Here is a 15,662-nt window from a genome sequence, read left to right on the forward strand (position 1 = left end):
TACGGTGGATCAGCCAGCTTATTGGTAGCTGACCCACCGCATTCGCGGGCAAGCCCGCTCCCACATTTGTTTTGTGTCGACTTCAAACTCTAAGGACAGACCATAAAACGCCTGCACCTCGCCCTGCTGCTTCTACCTGCCCCCGAACTGCTCGCCGACACCCGCGACCAAGCGCTCACCCTCCCCGACATGGTCATCAGCGCCAACCGCCAGGTGCAGGCGCGCAACGACAGCAGCGCCGCCAACACGGTATTCACCCGCGACGATATAGACCGCCTGCAACCCACAAGCGTGACCGATCTGCTCAGCCGCGTGCCCGGCGTGCAAATCGCCCCAACGGGTGGGCGTGGCAGTTTGCCAGGGGTTTATATTCGCGGCACAAAATCCGCCCAGAGCCTGGTGCTGGTGGACGGTCAGCGCATCGCCAACACCACCTCCGGCGACAGCGGCCTGCAATACCTGAATGTCGACCAGATCGAACGGGTGGAAGTGTTGCGCGGCTCGCGCTCGGTGATTTACGGCAGCGACGCGATTGGCGGGGTGATCCAGGTTTTCACCCGGCGTAATGCCGGGCAAGGCCTACAACCGCGCTTGAAGCTGGGCTTTGGCAGCCACCAGACCTGGGAGCGCAGCCTCGGGCTGTCCGGGGGTGATGAACGCACGCGCTTCAACCTGGGCGCGAGTCTGGATGAAACGGCGGGCATCAACTCGACACATGCGTCATTCCCCAGCGATGGCGACCATGATGCCTATCGCAACCAGTCCATCAGCGTGAACCTCAGTCATGCTTTCAGCGATGAACTGTCGGTGGGCTTCAACCTGCTGGATAGCCGAGGCAAGTCCGAATACGACAACAGCTTCGGCCGTTATGACTTCGCCAGCGGGCAAAGCGTGGGGCAAAAACCCTACACCAACTACACCGTGAGCAGCGCCAGCGCCTATGTCGACGCGAGCCTCGGTGAGCGCTGGCAGTCGCGCGTGGAACTGGGCCACAGCGAGAATCGCGACACCAAGCGCGACACCCTCAGCGATGAATTCAGCGTGTTCAACACCTACCGCGACTCGGTCAACTGGCAGAACGACCTCACCCTGAACGAGCAGAACAACCTGATACTCGGCGCGGATTGGTACGAAGACCGTTTCCACGGTTCCACCACCTTTACCGAAAACAGCCGCTGGAATCGCGCCGCGTTTGTGCAGCATCGCTTTCACGGCGCGTGGTTCTCGACCGAGTTGGGCCTGCGCCGCGACCAGAACCAGCAGTTCGGCGGGCAAAACAGCTGGAGCGCCAGCGTCACCTTGCCGCTCAACCCCGATAACGACCTGCTGCTGAGCTACAGCGAAGGCTTCCGCGCGCCGACCTTCAACGACCTGTATTACCCCGACACCAAGTACAGCAACCCGAACCTGCAGCCCGAGACCTCAAAGAGCTACGAGCTGCAATGGCGTAGCCAATTGAGCGACAGCACGCGCCTGGAAGCCTCGCTGTACCGTACCGACCTGCGCGATGCGATCATCCTCGACAGCGCCAGCAAGCCGCAAAACGTCGCGTCGGCACGTATCAATGGCTTTGAGGCCGCGCTCAAGCAAGAGCTGTTTGGCTGGCAAGGCAACCTGGGGCTATCGCTTATCGACCCGCGTGACCGCGAAAGTGGCCACACCCTGGCCCGCCGGGCGCGTCGTACGTTGAGCCTGGACCTGGACCGGCAGTTCGATCGGCTGGGGGTGGGCGCCAGCTGGCAGGCGATCAGCAGCAGCTATGACGCGCAGGACAACACACAACGCCTGGGCGGCTATGCGCTGCTCGGCTTGCGCAGCAGTTGGGCGTTGAATCGGGAAGTGGCGTTGTCGCTGAAGGTCGATAACCTGTTGGACAAGTCGTTTGCGCGGGCGATGTATAGCTATGACGATGCGGACTTCAAGAACAATCAGGCTTATCGGGAAGAAGGCCGGGTGTGGATGGTTGGTGTGACCTGGACACCTGAGATTTGATCGGCGCCTGCACTGGCCTCTTCGCGGGCAAGCCCGCTCCCACATTTTGAATGTATTCACAGATCTAAACTGTGGGAGCTGGCTTGCCTGCGATAGCGGTCTCACAGGTCAGGCGATATCACCTGACACAACCGCGCCACCGCCTCCACCATCTGCCCACTGGGCCGCTCCAGCCCTTTATCCGGCACCAACCGCACGCGTGCAGCCATGTTTGGCCAGACACTCCAGGCATCTTTCTGGGCTTGATCCCCCACAAGAATCACCTCGGGATCACGCTGTAACACCGATTCGATACTCACCTGCGGGGCGGGCAATGTGAGGCCATCGAACACATTACGTGCGCCGCAAACGCTTAGCGCATCGCTGATGATCTGCCCGCCGCCCACGGTGTAGAGCGGTTGGTTCCACACTTGGTAGAACACCCGCAACGGCTGATCCCGATGGTAGCGCTGGCGCAGTTCGCCCAGGCGCTGGCGCAACTGTGCGGCCAGCTGGCGCCCGGCATCCGCACGGCCCAACGGGTCCGCGATGGCCTGGACCTGGCTGGCGAGCTGTTCAAGGCTATGGGGTTCGGCCACGTAGACGGGGATGTTCAAGCGCTGCAACTGCTCACGCTGCGCCGGACCGACGCTGCCGGGCCAGAGCAGGATCAGGTCGGGCTTGAGACTGAGCAGGCGCTCGATGTTCAACTGGCCGTAGTGCCCGACCGACGGCAGCGTCGCCAGGGCGGCGGGCCGTTCGCCGCCGTCGAGCACGCCCACCAGCAGGTCGGCGGCGCCCAGTTCAACCACGATTTCAGAGAGGGATGGCGCCAGGCTGACCACGCGTTCGGCCGCCTGCGCCTGGACGCTGCATGCCAGCAGCAGGAGCGCCAGCCAGGGGCGCTTCATCCCAGTTGACGGGGGATGCGATAGAGGTAGAACAGCACCAGGGTCGAGAGCGCCAATAGAAACAACGGCACCGCTTCCAGGCCGACAAACACGGCCAGCGCGCCGATCCAGGCGGGCACGGCGGCAATCAGCAAGGCGGTACGCCGACGGGCTGCGAGGGTGATCCAGGCGGCGGGTTCTTCGGGGGTGTCGAGGGCTTTCGAGGTGGCGATCAGCGCGTGTTTATAGCCGTGGAAATAGCGCAGGCTGAGAAACATCGAGGCCACGCCGGCAATAAAGAACGGCATGGCCAGCACGGGCAGCAGGGATTCGGCTTGGCCGAACACCAGGTTGATCACAAACAAGGGCAGCAGCGCCAGGGCCAGGTACTGCCACCAGTTGAAGGACAGTCGCCGTTTCACCTGGCCACGGGTCACGCGCGGTCAACCTCGCCCTGGTGCTCGTTGCCCATCATGTGGTCGAGCTTGCTGGCCTTGGTGGCCAGGTAGAGTTTGTTGTGCGGGTTGTGCCCGGTGTGCAGCGGCACGCGCTCGGCGACGGTGATGCCCATCTCGGTCAAGGCTTTGACCTTGCGCGGGTTATTGGTCATCAGGCGCAGGGATTTGACCCCCAGGTGTTCGAGCATCGGCAGGCAGATCGCGTAGTCGCGCTGGTCGGCGGCAAAGCCCAGGCGCTCATTGGCCTCGACGGTATCGGCGCCGCCATCTTGCAGCTCGTAGGCGCGGATCTTGTTCATCAGGCCAATGCCACGGCCTTCCTGACGCAAGTACAACAGCACACCACGGCCTTCACGGGCGATGGCGCGCATCGCTGCTTCGAGTTGCGAACCGCAGTCGCAACGCTGGCTGAACAGGGCGTCACCGGTCAGGCACTCGGAGTGCACGCGGCCCAGCACCGGTGCGCCGTCAGCGATATCGCCAAGGCTGAGCACAACGTGCTCGCGCCCGGTGGCTTCTTCAAGAAAGCCGTTCATGGTGAACGTGGCAAAAGGGGTAGGCAGCTTGGAAGCGGCGACGAAAACGACGGGCACCGTGTGCTCCTGATTTCAGTTTTTACAAAGGCGGCCATTGTAACAGCACGTTCCTACAGACGCTTAAGCTGAATTATCGTTGATAAAGATCAATAGGTTCGATTGGCCTTCCACTCGGTTCTATGCAGATCAGAACGGGTAGGGTTGCTTCCAGCGCTCGAAGATCGCCTTCAATTCGCCGCTTTTCACCAATGCCTCGACGCGCTGGTCATACACCGCCATCAACGCCCGTCCCCGCTCAGTATCGGCAAAGCCGATATACAACGGCAGCTCGGCAATGTGGGTGAGCTGGAACTTCGACGGCTCCTCGGATTGACTGAGGACGTACTTCGCTTCGCTCAGCGCATCGATATAGAAGTCTGCCCGACCGTGTTGCAGCATCGGCAAAATGCCATCGCGGCGTTCGATTTGGTTGAACCGGTGGACATTGGGCAAATATTCCTCGTACTTGTAGCCACGCACCCAGGCCAAGCGGTAGTCGCCCAGTGTCGCCAGGGTTGGCGTCGGCGTGCTGGCCAGCCCGAGGGCGTAGATGTGGTCGGAGTCAAAGTTCCAATGGGGGTAGAGCACGCCGGTGGCTTCGTCCCGGTAGGAACCGACCCAGCCATCCACCTCGCCGCGCTGGGCCAGGCCAACCGAGCGGGTATACGGCACAGTGCGGGTTTGCAGCTGTATCCCGGCCGGCTCGAACACTTCACGCAACACGTCCCAGGCCAGGCCGCTGCCATCAGCGTTGGTGTAGTCGTCCCAGGCTTCGCTGGCGAGCATGACTTTGCCGGGAGCCTCATCGGCGTAGGCCAGAGGCATGAAGGCGCACAGCAGGATCAGCAGCCAGTGGCGCACATCCATGGTGACAAGCTCCTACTCCGTAAAGACCCTGTAGAGATTAGCGCAGGTCGCCGACTTACGGCGCTTCGCGAAAGTGCTGATAGCCACGCACGGCCGGGGTGATGTCCTGGCCGTTGGCGTCCAGCAGCGTCACGCCCTGCCCCGCCTCGACCCGGCCGATCACGTGGATCGGCCAACCGTTTGCCAGCAGCGACGCCAGTTCGCCGGGCGGTAGGGTGAACGCCAGCACGTAGTCGTCGCCCCCGCTCAAGGCCGCCACACGCGCGTCGTCGTCACCGACAAACGCCAGCAGCGCCTGGGACAACGGCAACCGCTGGCGTTCGATCAACAGGCTGACAGCCGAGGCCTTGGCGATATGCCCGCAATCGGCCAGCAACCCGTCGGAGATATCCATGGCCGAGGTCGCCTTGCCCCGCAACGCCAGCCCCAACGCCAACTGCGGTTGCGGCGACCAATAGTGCGCCAGCAACGGCTCGGCAATCGCCGCCTCGGCGCTGCGCTGGCCCAGCACCAGTGGCAAGGCGCCAGCGGCATCTCCCAACTCGCCGCCCACACACAGCAAGTCGCCCGGCTGCGCGCCGCTGCGCGTCAACGCCTGCCCGGCGGGCACCCGGCCAAACACGGTCAGGGTCAGGCTCAGCGGGCCACGCGTGGTGTCACCGCCCACAAGGCCAACGCCGCAGCTTTGCGCCATGGCGTTCAAACCCTGGGCATAGCGTTGCAGCCAATCGGCATCGACGGTCGGGGTGGTGAGGGCAAGGGTGAATGCAAGGGGGTTGGCGCCCATGGCGGCCAGGTCGCTCACGGCCACGGCCAACGAGCGCTGGCCGAGCAGGAACGGGTCGCAGGGGTCGGAAAAGTGCACCCCAGCCACCAAGGTATCGGTGGAGATTGCCAGCTGCTCCCCGGCGGGGAGCGCCAGCAAGGCGCAGTCGTCGCCGATCCCCAGGGCAATGCCTTCGCCGCCCTGCGCACAAGGCGCGGCGGCGAAGTATTTGCGGATCAGCTCAAACTCGCCCATTGCGAATCAAGCGCAGGTTAGCGCTTGTACGCCTTCACTTCGGCTTCACGCAGGCGCGGGGCCAGCTTGTCGAGCACGCCGTTGACGAACTTGTGACCGTCAGTCGAACCGTAGACTTTCGCCAGCTCGATGCCTTCGTTGATCACTACGCGGTACGGCACGTCGACGCGGTACAGCAGTTCCCAGGCAGACAGGCGCATCACGCACAGTTCAACCGGGTCCAGCTCTTCGATGGTCAGGTCCAGGCAAGGGGCCAGGGCCGTGTCGATCTCGGTCAGGTGCGCATGCACACCGTGCAGGATGTCGTGGAAGTACGGCAGGTCGGCGAAGGTAAAATCGTTGTCGACGCGAAACTGCGCTTCGATTTCGTTCAGCGAAGTACCGGCCAGGTGGCGCTGATACAGGGCCTGGGTCGCCAACTGACGAGCAGCGCGACGCTTCTCGTTCTTGGACGGCTTGCCGGCATCGGCTGGACGTGGCTCGCGCGGGTTGAAGTTGTCGCTCTCGTCGGAAATCACTTGGCCTCCAACTGCGACAGCAGGCTGACCATTTCCAGGGCGGACAGGGCAGCTTCAGCGCCTTTGTTGCCGGCCTTGGTGCCGGAACGCTCGATGGCTTGCTCGATGGAATCCACGGTCAGCACGCCGAACGCAACCGGTACGCCGAACTCCATGGACACCTGGGCCAAGCCCTTGGTGCATTCGCCAGCCACGTATTCGAAGTGCGGAGTACCGCCACGAATGACCGCGCCCAGGGCGATGATCGCCGCGTATTCACCCTGCTGCGCAACTTTTTGCGCAACCAGTGGAATTTCGAAGGCGCCAGGCGCACGGATGATAGTGATGTCGCTCTCGCTCACACCGTGGCGAACCAGGGCGTCCACGGCACCGCTTACCAGGCTTTCAACCACGAAGCTGTTGAAGCGGCCCACTACCAGGGCGTAGCGGCCTTTGGGGGCGATGAAGGTACCTTCGATGGTCTTCAGGGTCATTCGACAAATCTCTTAAAGAGCCGGGACGCGCAAACGGCGTCCCTTAGTGATGATTTAACCGCGAACAAGGGGCAAGGATCGCCGGCCTTTATTCGGAGGGCACGTATTCTACTACTTCCAGGTCGAAACCGGATATGGCATTAAATTTCATGGGTGCGCTCATCAGGCGCATTTTGCGCACACCGAGGTCACGCAGGATCTGCGAACCGGCACCGACAATGCTGTAGGTGGTCGGTTTTTTTACCGGCGCGTGGTCGGCGGTTTCGCGGATATGCGCCAGCAACACATCGCCATCCAGCGGGTGGCCGAGCAATAGCACCACGCCACTGCCGGCCTCGGAAACCGCAGCCATGGCGGCGCGCAGGCTCCAGCGGCCCGGTTGCTTGACCATCAGCAGGTCGCGCAGCGGGTCCATGTTGTGCACACGCACCAGGGTCGGCTCTTCGGCGCAAATGGTGCCCAGGGTCAGGGCCATGTGCACGTCGCCTTCCACTGAATCACGGTAGGTCACCAAATTGAATTGGCCCAGTTCGCTGTCCAGTGGCTGCTCGGCAATCCGCTGAACGGTACGTTCGTGGATCATCCGGTAGTGGATCAGGTCGGCAATGGTGCCGATCTTGAGGTTGTGTTCGGCGGCAAAGGTTTCCAGTTCCGGGCGACGGGCCATGGTGCCGTCGTCGTTCATCACTTCGCAGATCACCCCGCTTGGCTCGAAACCGGCCATGCGCGCCAGGTCGCAGGCGGCTTCGGTGTGGCCGGCACGGGCCAGGGTGCCACCGGGCTGGGCCATCAGCGGGAAGATGTGGCCGGGGCTGACGATGTCTTCGGCCTTGGCGTCCTTGGCGGAAGCGGCTTGCACGGTGCGCGCGCGGTCAGCGGCGGAGATACCGGTGGTAACACCCGTCGTGGCTTCGATGGACACGGTGAACTTGGTGCCAAAACCCGAACCATTGCGCGGCGCCATCAACGGCAGCTTGAGCAGTTCGCAGCGCTCGCGGCTCATGGGCATGCAGATCAGCCCGCGGGCGTGCTTGGCCATGAAGTTGATGTGCTCGGCCTGGCACGCCTCGGCGGCCATGATGATGTCGCCTTCGTTCTCGCGGTCTTCGTCATCCATCAGGATGACCATCTTGCCTTGGCGGATGTCTTCAACCAGTTCTTCGATGCTATTGAGCGCCACGCGGCACCCCCTTGGTCAGGATTTCAGGTAGCCGTTAGCGGCCAGAAAACTTTCGGTGATGTTACTTCCGGTTGGCTCTGCGGCCTTATCGCCCAACAACAGGCGCTCCAGGTAACGGGCAAGCAAGTCCACTTCCAGGTTCACCCGGCGGCCTGGCTGGTAAGACGCCATGATGGTTTCGCTGAGGGTGTGGGGAATGATGGTCAGTTCGAATTCGGCGCCGTTCACGGCGTTCACGGTCAGGCTGGTGCCATCGACGGTGATCGAGCCTTTGTGGGCGATGTACTTGGCCAGTTCCTTCGGCGCACGAATGCGGAATTCGACTGCACGGGCGTTCTCACTGCGGGCCACGACTTCGCCGACGCCGTCGACGTGACCGCTGACCAGGTGGCCGCCCAGGCGGGTGGTCGGGGTCAGGGCTTTTTCCAGATTGACCGGGCTGCCGGCCTTGAGGTCGTTCATCGCGGTGCAGTCCAGGGTTTCCCGGCTGACGTCGGCGGCAAAGCCGTTGCCTGGCAACTCGATGACCGTCAGGCACACGCCGTTGATGGCGATGCTGTCGCCCAGTTTGACGTCGCCGAGGTCCAGCTTGCCGGTTTCAACCGACAGGCGTACGTCGCCGCCTTTTGGGGTCATGGCACGGATGCTGCCGATGGATTCGATGATGCCGGTGAACATGGCCTTCTCCTGGAAAACGGTGCGGGGCTCTTGAGCGCCCGGTCAGAATTATACGCTCGCTGCTGGCACAGGGATGGCAGTGACTCGCCAGTCATCGCCTACAGCGCGCATTTCAGTGATCTTGAGTTGGGGGGCGTCCGCCAATTTCTCAAGCGGCCAGTCCAGCAAAGGCCGCGCGGCGGAGCCGAGGAACTTGCCGGCGATGAAAATCACGTACTCATCCACCAGGCCTTGCTGGGCAAAGGCGCCCGCCAGGCTTGGGCCGGCTTCCACCAACACTTCGTTGACGCCACGGGCCGCCAGGGCCACCAGCGCCGAACGCAGGTCGACCTGACCCTCGACGCCCGGCACCACCAGGCACTCGGGGCCACGGGGGAACTGGTTTTCCGGCGTCACACAGGTAATGACCAGCGCCGGGCCGGCCTTGAAGAACGGCGCGTTGAGCGGCACGCGCAAGCGGCCATCGATCAACACGCGCAAGGGCGGACGCGACATGGCCAGTGCGGTGGTCTCTGCATCCAGGCCCAACTCGGCGGCGCGCACGGTCAGGCGCGCACCGTCGGCCAGCACGGTGTCGGCGCCGGTCAGCACCACGCTGGCCTCGGCCCGCAGGCGTTGCACGGCGGCACGGGCGGCGGGACCGGTGATCCATTGGCTCTCGCCGCTGGCCATCGCGGTGCGGCCGTCCAGGCTCATCGCCAGCTTGACCCGCACAAACGGCAGGCCGTGTTCCATGCGTTTAAGGAAACCGGGGTTCAACGCACGCGCTTCACTTTCCAGCACGCCGCTGCAGATTTCGATCCCGGCCTGGGCCAGACGCTGCATACCGCGCCCCGCCACTTCCGGGTTCGGGTCCTGCATACCCGCCACCACCCGCGCCACGCCGGCACTCACCAGCGCATCGGCGCAGGGCGGCGTGCGGCCGTGGTGGCTGCAGGGTTCGAGGGTCACGTACACCGTGGCGCCACGGGCCTTGTCACCGGCGGCGCGCAGGGCGTTGGGCTCGGCGTGGGGCTCGCCGGTGCGTTCATGCCACCCTTCGCCGACAATCTGCCCATCGCGCACGATCACGCAGCCGACCCGAGGGTTGGGATGGGTGGTGTACAGGCCCTTGCGCGCCAATTCGAGGGCGCGGGCCATGTAGTGGGCGTCGAGGACAGCTTGTTCGGCAGACGGTGGGGTCATTGTTTGGCAGGCTCACGGGCCAGGCGGTCGATTTCTTCGCGGAACTCGTTGAGGTCCTGGAAGCGTCGATACACCGAGGCGAAACGGATATAGGCAACTTCGTCGAGCTTTTGCAGCTCGCCCATCACCAGCTCTCCAACCACCAGGCTCTTGACCTCGCGCTCGCCGGTCGCCCGCAGCTTGTGCTTGATATGCACCAGCGCGGCTTCCAGGCGCTCGACACTCACCGGGCGTTTTTCCAGGGCGCGCTGCATACCGGCGCGCAGTTTGTCTTCGTCGAAAGGCTGGCGGCTGCCGTCGGACTTGATCAGGCGCGGCAATACCAGTTCGGCGGTTTCGAAGGTGGTGAAACGCTCACCGCAGGCCAGGCATTCGCGCCGGCGACGCACTTGATCGCCCTCGGCGACCAGACGTGAGTCAATGACCTTGGTGTCGTTGGCACCGCAGAAGGGACAGTGCATGGTGGCAGGCAACAAAAAAAGGGAGGGCCATGGTAGCGCATCCCCGTGGCAAGACAAGCCATAGCCTTTACGGTATATAGACTGGCTATTATGTTTCTTGATTTTAAAGCCACGGATTTTGCCCTTTCTGGAGCCGTACATGCAGTTACGACCACTTGTCTTGCTCACCCTGTTCGGTTTCCTGGTCGCCTGCAGCAGCGAAGCCCCTAAACCGTCCACGCCGCAACCGGTGCCGGCGCAAGAGAAAAAGGTCCCGGGCATTGAAGACCTCGGCCCACTGCCGGCCTATCAGCGTGAAATCAACGGCAGCCTGACCAACGTGCCCGCCGGCGCCGAAGTCGAGATGGCCCTGCTGGTGATCGACGAACGCTCGCGCCCACAACAACTGCTCGCCAGCAGCGTGCTGACCGGCAACGGCAAGCCCCTGGCCTTCCGCCTGCGCTTCAACCCCGAGGCCTTCCCCGCCGGTGCCCGCGTTGAAGTGCGCGGCCGCGCCAGCCAGTCCGGCCAGTTGATCCTGCACCTGCCCGCCGTACGCATCACCCAGGCGATCACCCAGACCACCGGCCCCCTGCAACTCGTCAAGGCACCATGACACCACCGCTGCCCCTGCAAGCGGCACTGAGCGAACTCATCGGCGACGCACAACTGCTGCCCTGCCCGCTGCCGGGCACCGCGTTGTCGTTATGGCTGCTGGATGCGGACAACATGGACCGCGCCTTCAGCCCCGAAGAAACCCGGCGTATCCTGCATGAACCGCCCTACTGGAGCTTCTGCTGGGCCAGCGGCCTGGCGCTGGCGCGCTACCTCGCGGCAAACCCCGAGTGGGTGGCCGGCAAGCGCGTGCTGGATTTTGGCGCCGGTTCCGGCGTGGCCGGGATTGCGGCCGTCAAAGCCGGCGCGCTGGAAGTCGTGGCGTGCGACCTTGATCCGCTGGCGCTGGCGGCGTGCCGGGCGAATGCCGAACTCAACGGTGTGACGCTGGGTTATTCGGCGGATTTCTTCGCCGAAGCCGACCGCTTCGACCTGATCCTGGTGGCCGATGTGCTTTACGACCGCGCCAACCTGCCGTTATTGGATCAATTCCTCACCCGTGGCCGAGAGGCGTTGGTGGCGGATTCGCGGGTGCGCGACTTTCAGCATGCGGATTATCGGCGGCTGGAGATCCTTGATGCGCTGACGCTGCCGGACCTGGCGGAGCCTTGGGAGTTTCGCAAGGTGAGTCTGTACCACTCGCGGCGATAAGCCCGTGCGTTACAAATTTCTGGCAATAGGTTGGTTGAGACAGGGATAGGAACGGCGAGGACAATACGCTCCTTTCGCACGCGGCCTGGACAATCGACCAGCATGCCTACACTTACAATTTCGCTTATTAAAGCCTTGCAAAGAGTAAGGCCGCTGCCTAACCTCTGCGGCAATACACCCGCCATGCCTCTGGTTGCGTCAGTAGCCAAGCACAAATTGTGCGGGTTTTTTATGCCCGGTACTTTTTGGGCATGAGGTCCTTCAGCAAGCCTGCCATCGACGTTCCTTCGCAACTGGAACTGCTCAAGCGCCGAGGCTTACATATTCAAAATGAGGCTCGGGCCGAGTCCTTTTTGCAGGCAGTCAGCTTCTTTCGATTAAGCCCCTACATGCGACCCTTCCAACAACCAGAAGATAGGGACCATCGATTTCGTAACGGTAGCCAGTTTCGTCAACTAACCCGCCTCTACGATTTTGACCGGCGACTTCGTTTACTGAGCATGGATGCAATCGAAAGCGTTGAAGTTGCATCGCGCGCCGTTATCAGTAACCACATGGGACCTGTTTACGGCAGTCACTGGTATATCAACCCGCAGATATTCCACCCTGCGTTCGATCATCAGCGCCTGCTGACAACCCTGTCGATCAAGCAATCCAACGCAACGCGTGACTACCAGCGAGAATGCGAGCGCATCGACCAGCTGCATGCGGACGACAACAGAAAAGCCACACTTAAACGCCATAGAGCGAAAGAAAGCTATGCCCGCCATTACCCGGCAACTTACTCCCATCCGCCTTTGATGCCTGGCTGGGCTATGTTGGAAGAGCTGACGCTGGGCGACTTGTCCCACCTTTACAAAGGCCTGGCCAGGGACTCGGACAAAAAGGCCATTGCCAAGCGTCTATGGCTAGCAGCGCCCTTGATGCAGTCCTGGCTGCATACCCTGACCACTGTCCGAAACATGTGCGCCCATCATTCGCGGATGTGGAACCGGGAATTGGGTATTCGTCCCGAGTTGCCGAAGAAAGCCAATTTCCCGTGGCCGGCGCACCTCTTCCTGCCAGGACCACATACGCGCATTTTCGCGGTCCTCTGCATATTGAATCACCTGATGCATCAGGTAAGCCCGAATGCTCGCTGGGGTCAGCGCCTGTGTCAGCTCGTCCATGAGTTTCCCGAAGTCAACCTCAAGGCGATGGGGTTTCCCCTCGACTGGCATCAAGACGCTTTTTGGCACGCACCTCGCACCTGAACGCCATGCAGCTTCCGGTAGCCAGCGCCAGCCCTTATAGTTGCCCCATTCCCGCTTTCTTCGAGACGCCCCATGAGTGAGCCCACGCCGTACATCTTCGATGCCACCACCGCCACGTTCGACCAAGCCGTCATCGAGAATTCGTTCCACAAGCCCGTGCTGGTGGATTTCTGGGCCGAGTGGTGCGCGCCGTGCAAGGCGTTGATGCCGCTGCTGGCGCAGATTGCCGAGAGTTATCAGGGCGAGTTGCTGCTGGGCCAAGGTTGATTGCGAGGCCGAGCAGGACATCGTCGCGCGCTTTGGCATTCGCAGCCTGCCGACGGTGGTGCTGTTCAAGGATGGCCAGCCGGTGGACGGGTTTGCCGGGGCGCAGCCGGAGTCGGCGGGCAATGCTGGAGCCCCATGTGCAGATGCCACCACCGGCCGCCGCAGATCCGTTGGAGCAGGCCCAGGCGATGTTTGCCGAAGGCCGTATCAGCGATGCCGAGGCCGTGCTGGTGACGCTGCTGGGCGAGGACAACACCAACGCCGCCGCGCTGATCCTGTATGCACGCTGCCTGGCCGAACGTGGCGAACTGGGTGAAGCGCAAACAGTGCTGGATGCGGTCGAAAGCGACGAGCACAAAGCCGCCCTCGCCGGCGCCAAGGCGCAGATCACCTTCCTGCGCCAGGCCGCCGACCTGCCGGACGCCGCCGACCTGAAAAGCCGCCTGGCACAAAACCCGCAGGACGATGAAGCGGCCTATCAACTGAGCATCCAGCAACTGGCGCGCCAGCAGTACGACGCGGCGCTGGAAGGCTTGCTCAAGTTGTTTATCCGCAACCGCAGCTACAGCGAAGGCTTGCCGCACAAGACCTTGCTGCAGGTGTTCGAGCTGTTGGGCAACGATCACCCGCTGGTCACGGTGTACCGCCGCAAGTTGTTCGCGGCGCTGTACTAATCACCGATCCAGCTGTACAGCGGCGTATCCCCGCCGCTGGCGACCTTGACCTTGGCGCTGTGGCGCAGGCGCACCAACAGGCGCTTGCCCGCCGAGGCATCGCCGGCCAAGCCTTCCAATTGATCGAGCAATTCCAGGCCGCTGAGCTGCCCGGCATTGCGCAATAGATCCTGGGCGTTCTGCCACTGATCCTCATCCTGTTTGACCGGCGCCGCTACCGGTACGCTTGGCAGCGGGGCTGCCTGCAATTGCGCGCCCAGGCGTGCCCAATCGCCGTCGTCCAGCTCCAGGGTCAAATCCACCGGCAGGTCGCCAACGGTTCCTCGAATTCGCAACATCGTCCGTACTCCTGCACTTTTCTGACTGGCATGCTCCCATGCGGCTTGCGCAACGCCAAGCAGGCGGTCAAACTCTCGCGACTATTGTTATAAGATCACATAACAAAACTTTCATGTCCTGGAGCCGCCCCATGCGCCGTCTGTTGCTTGCTTTGCCGTTTGCCCTGCTGCCACTGGCGGTTGCCCATGCTCATGAAGAGCACGACCACGAACACGGCAGTCTAGGTGCCCACGAACATGGCGTGGGTCGCCTCAACGCGGTGCTGGACGGCCAGGCCCTGGAGCTTGAACTGGACAGCCCGGCGATGAACCTGGTGGGTTTTGAACACGTGGCCAGCACGCCCGCCGACAAAGCCAAGGTCGCCGCCGTGCGCAAACAGCTGGAAAACCCGCTGGCCCTGTTCAACCTGCCCAAAGGCGCCGGATGCGTGGTCAGCAGCCAGGAACTCAACAGCCCGCTGTTCGGCGACAAACCCGAAGCCGATCACGACGATGATGACGACCACGATCACGACGCCAAGGGTGGCGAGCATCATCACGACCACAGCGAAATCCACGCCCACTACCAGTTCACCTGCGCCACGCCGACGGCCCTGAGCAATCTCGACCTGAGCCAAGTGTTCAAGACCTTCCCCGCCACCCAGAAAATTCAGGTACAACTGATCGGGCCGAGCGGTCAGCAAGGTGTTGAGGCGACTGCGTCGGCAGCCACCGTTAAATTCTGATGTGAACATACGGTCAATGTGGGAGCTGGCTTGTGTGGGAGCTGGCTTGCCTGCGATGCAGACACCTTGGAGTTTCAGTCATACCGAGGTGATGCCATCGCAGGCAAGCCAGCTCCCACAGGGGTCCAGCACCACATTTGCAACCCAGCCAGTAGGCGACACTGATTTCCCATGACCCAAGCATTGATCGAACTGTCCGACCTGGGCTTCAACTGGCCCGGTCACCCGCAGTTGCTGGATATCCCCGCGTTCCGCCTGGAAGCGGGTGAAACCCTGTTCCTCAAAGGCCCGAGCGGCAGTGGCAAGACCACGCTGCTGGGCCTGCTCGGCGGTGTGCAGAAGCCCAGCCAGGGCAGCATCCGCCTGCTCGGCCAGGAACTCACCGAACTGTCGGCCGGCGCCCGCGACCGTTTCCGCGTGGACCACACCGGCTATATCTTCCAGCAGTTCAACCTGCTGCCGTTCCTCTCGGTGCGCGAGAACGTCGAGTTGCCGTGCCACTTTTCCAAGCTGCGCGCACAACGGGCCAAGCAGCGCCACGGCAGTGTCGATCAAGCCGCTGCCACCCTGCTCGCGCACCTGGGCTTGAAGGACAAGGACTTGCTGGAGCGCCGCGCCGACTCACTGTCCATCGGCCAGCAACAACGGGTCGCCGCTGCCCGGGCGTTGATCGGCCAACCGGAACTGGTGATCGCCGACGAACCCACCTCGGCCCTGGACTACGACGCCCGCGAAGCTTTCCTTCAGCTACTGTTTGCCGAATGCCGCGACGCCGGCGCCAGCCTGTTGTTTGTGAGCCATGACCAAAGCCTGGCTGCGCTGTTCGACCGCCACCTGTCGCTGGCCGAACTCAATCGCGCCGCCACGCCCGCAGAGGTTTGAG

At 62.7% G+C, this 15,662-nt stretch carries 18 protein-coding genes and 1 pseudogene; 7 read left to right on the top strand and 12 right to left on the bottom strand.

What is annotated here, in order from left to right:
• The first annotated feature begins 102 nt into the window (after window positions 1-102).
• On the top strand, window positions 103-1,992 hold the full coding sequence (locus tag PSH87_RS25185; RefSeq protein WP_305434366.1) for a TonB-dependent receptor domain-containing protein: 1,890 nt from the start codon (window positions 103-105) through the stop codon (window positions 1,990-1,992).
• A 101-nt stretch (window positions 1,993-2,093) separates the two neighbouring features.
• On the opposite strand, the gene PSH87_RS25190 is transcribed toward PSH87_RS25185, so the two are convergent.
• The 11 genes from PSH87_RS25190 to nrdR all read right to left on the bottom strand — a co-directional run bounded on the left by PSH87_RS25190 (window position 2,094) and on the right by nrdR (window position 10,277).
• Window positions 2,094-2,882: a cobalamin-binding protein gene (locus PSH87_RS25190; protein WP_305431522.1), complete on the bottom strand. Its 789-nt coding sequence runs from the start codon at window positions 2,880-2,882 to the stop codon at window positions 2,094-2,096.
• Complete coding sequence (locus PSH87_RS25195; protein ID WP_017736633.1) at window positions 2,879-3,298, bottom strand: nuclear FMR1 interacting 1 family protein; 420 nt, start codon at window positions 3,296-3,298, stop codon at window positions 2,879-2,881. Before PSH87_RS25195 ends, PSH87_RS25190 begins: the two co-directional genes overlap by 4 nt.
• Window positions 3,295-3,912: a GTP cyclohydrolase II gene (ribA, locus tag PSH87_RS25200; RefSeq protein WP_016978544.1), complete on the bottom strand. Its 618-nt coding sequence runs from the start codon at window positions 3,910-3,912 to the stop codon at window positions 3,295-3,297. The genes PSH87_RS25195 and ribA overlap by 4 nt, the downstream gene beginning before the upstream one ends.
• Before the next feature lie 129 nt (window positions 3,913-4,041).
• Window positions 4,042-4,761, bottom strand: coding sequence for an ABC transporter substrate-binding protein (locus PSH87_RS25205; protein ID WP_017736634.1), 720 nt, complete (start codon window positions 4,759-4,761; stop codon window positions 4,042-4,044).
• Between the two features lie 55 nt (window positions 4,762-4,816).
• Window positions 4,817-5,782, bottom strand: a complete 966-nt coding sequence (gene thiL, locus PSH87_RS25210; RefSeq protein ID WP_305431523.1) for a thiamine-phosphate kinase — start codon at window positions 5,780-5,782, stop codon at window positions 4,817-4,819.
• Window positions 5,783-5,799: 17 nt separating this feature from the next.
• On the bottom strand, window positions 5,800-6,300 hold the full coding sequence (gene nusB / locus PSH87_RS25215) for a transcription antitermination factor NusB (protein ID WP_017736636.1): 501 nt from the start codon (window positions 6,298-6,300) through the stop codon (window positions 5,800-5,802).
• Window positions 6,297-6,773: a 6,7-dimethyl-8-ribityllumazine synthase gene (ribE, locus tag PSH87_RS25220; protein ID WP_003176356.1), complete on the bottom strand. Its 477-nt coding sequence runs from the start codon at window positions 6,771-6,773 to the stop codon at window positions 6,297-6,299. Before ribE ends, nusB begins: the two co-directional genes overlap by 4 nt.
• A gap of 88 nt (window positions 6,774-6,861) precedes the next feature.
• Window positions 6,862-7,953 (bottom strand): bifunctional 3,4-dihydroxy-2-butanone-4-phosphate synthase/GTP cyclohydrolase II, encoded by a 1,092-nt coding sequence (gene ribBA, locus PSH87_RS25225; RefSeq protein WP_017736637.1) that lies wholly within the window; start codon window positions 7,951-7,953, stop codon window positions 6,862-6,864.
• Between the two features lie 15 nt (window positions 7,954-7,968).
• Complete coding sequence (locus tag PSH87_RS25230) at window positions 7,969-8,631, bottom strand: riboflavin synthase (protein ID WP_017736638.1); 663 nt, start codon at window positions 8,629-8,631, stop codon at window positions 7,969-7,971.
• A gap of 48 nt (window positions 8,632-8,679) precedes the next feature.
• Window positions 8,680-9,816: a bifunctional diaminohydroxyphosphoribosylaminopyrimidine deaminase/5-amino-6-(5-phosphoribosylamino)uracil reductase RibD gene (gene ribD / locus PSH87_RS25235; RefSeq protein WP_017736639.1), complete on the bottom strand. Its 1,137-nt coding sequence runs from the start codon at window positions 9,814-9,816 to the stop codon at window positions 8,680-8,682.
• On the bottom strand, window positions 9,813-10,277 hold the full coding sequence (gene nrdR / locus PSH87_RS25240; protein ID WP_017736640.1) for a transcriptional regulator NrdR: 465 nt from the start codon (window positions 10,275-10,277) through the stop codon (window positions 9,813-9,815). The genes ribD and nrdR overlap by 4 nt, the downstream gene beginning before the upstream one ends.
• Window positions 10,278-10,416: 139 nt before the next feature.
• Here nrdR and PSH87_RS25245 point away from each other — a divergent pair, with 139 nt between their 5' ends.
• From PSH87_RS25245 to trxA, 4 genes and pseudogenes are all read left to right on the top strand, one after another.
• Window positions 10,417-10,872: a YbaY family lipoprotein gene (locus PSH87_RS25245; protein ID WP_026136774.1), complete on the top strand. Its 456-nt coding sequence runs from the start codon at window positions 10,417-10,419 to the stop codon at window positions 10,870-10,872.
• Window positions 10,869-11,522 carry a methyltransferase gene (locus tag PSH87_RS25250; RefSeq protein ID WP_017736642.1) on the top strand — a complete coding sequence of 218 codons (654 nt, stop codon included), beginning with the start codon at window positions 10,869-10,871 and terminating at the stop codon, window positions 11,520-11,522. The genes PSH87_RS25245 and PSH87_RS25250 overlap by 4 nt, the downstream gene beginning before the upstream one ends.
• 251 nt (window positions 11,523-11,773) lie before the next feature.
• Window positions 11,774-12,775 carry an Abi family protein gene (locus tag PSH87_RS25255; protein WP_305431526.1) on the top strand — a complete coding sequence of 334 codons (1,002 nt, stop codon included), beginning with the start codon at window positions 11,774-11,776 and terminating at the stop codon, window positions 12,773-12,775.
• Window positions 12,776-12,847: 72 nt separating this feature from the next.
• Window positions 12,848-13,716, top strand: a pseudogene (gene trxA, locus PSH87_RS25260) (thioredoxin).
• Here the strand turns inward: trxA and PSH87_RS25265 are convergent.
• Window positions 13,713-14,054 (bottom strand): hypothetical protein, encoded by a 342-nt coding sequence (locus PSH87_RS25265; RefSeq protein WP_305431528.1) that lies wholly within the window; start codon window positions 14,052-14,054, stop codon window positions 13,713-13,715. The pseudogene trxA and the gene PSH87_RS25265 sit on opposite strands and share 4 nt — an antisense overlap.
• Window positions 14,055-14,185: 131 nt before the next feature.
• On the opposite strand from PSH87_RS25265, the gene PSH87_RS25270 reads away from it, so the two are divergent.
• Both PSH87_RS25270 and PSH87_RS25275 read left to right on the top strand, forming a co-directional pair.
• Entirely contained in the window at window positions 14,186-14,779 is a 594-nt protein-coding gene (locus PSH87_RS25270; RefSeq protein WP_305431530.1) for a DUF2796 domain-containing protein, read from the top strand.
• Between the two features lie 171 nt (window positions 14,780-14,950).
• Window positions 14,951-15,661, top strand: coding sequence for an ABC transporter ATP-binding protein (locus PSH87_RS25275; protein ID WP_017736647.1), 711 nt, complete (start codon window positions 14,951-14,953; stop codon window positions 15,659-15,661).
• Window position 15,662 lies beyond the last annotated feature (1 nt).

This window comes from Pseudomonas sp. FP453 (assembly GCF_030687495.1).
Lineage (GTDB): Bacteria > Pseudomonadota > Gammaproteobacteria > Pseudomonadales > Pseudomonadaceae > Aquipseudomonas.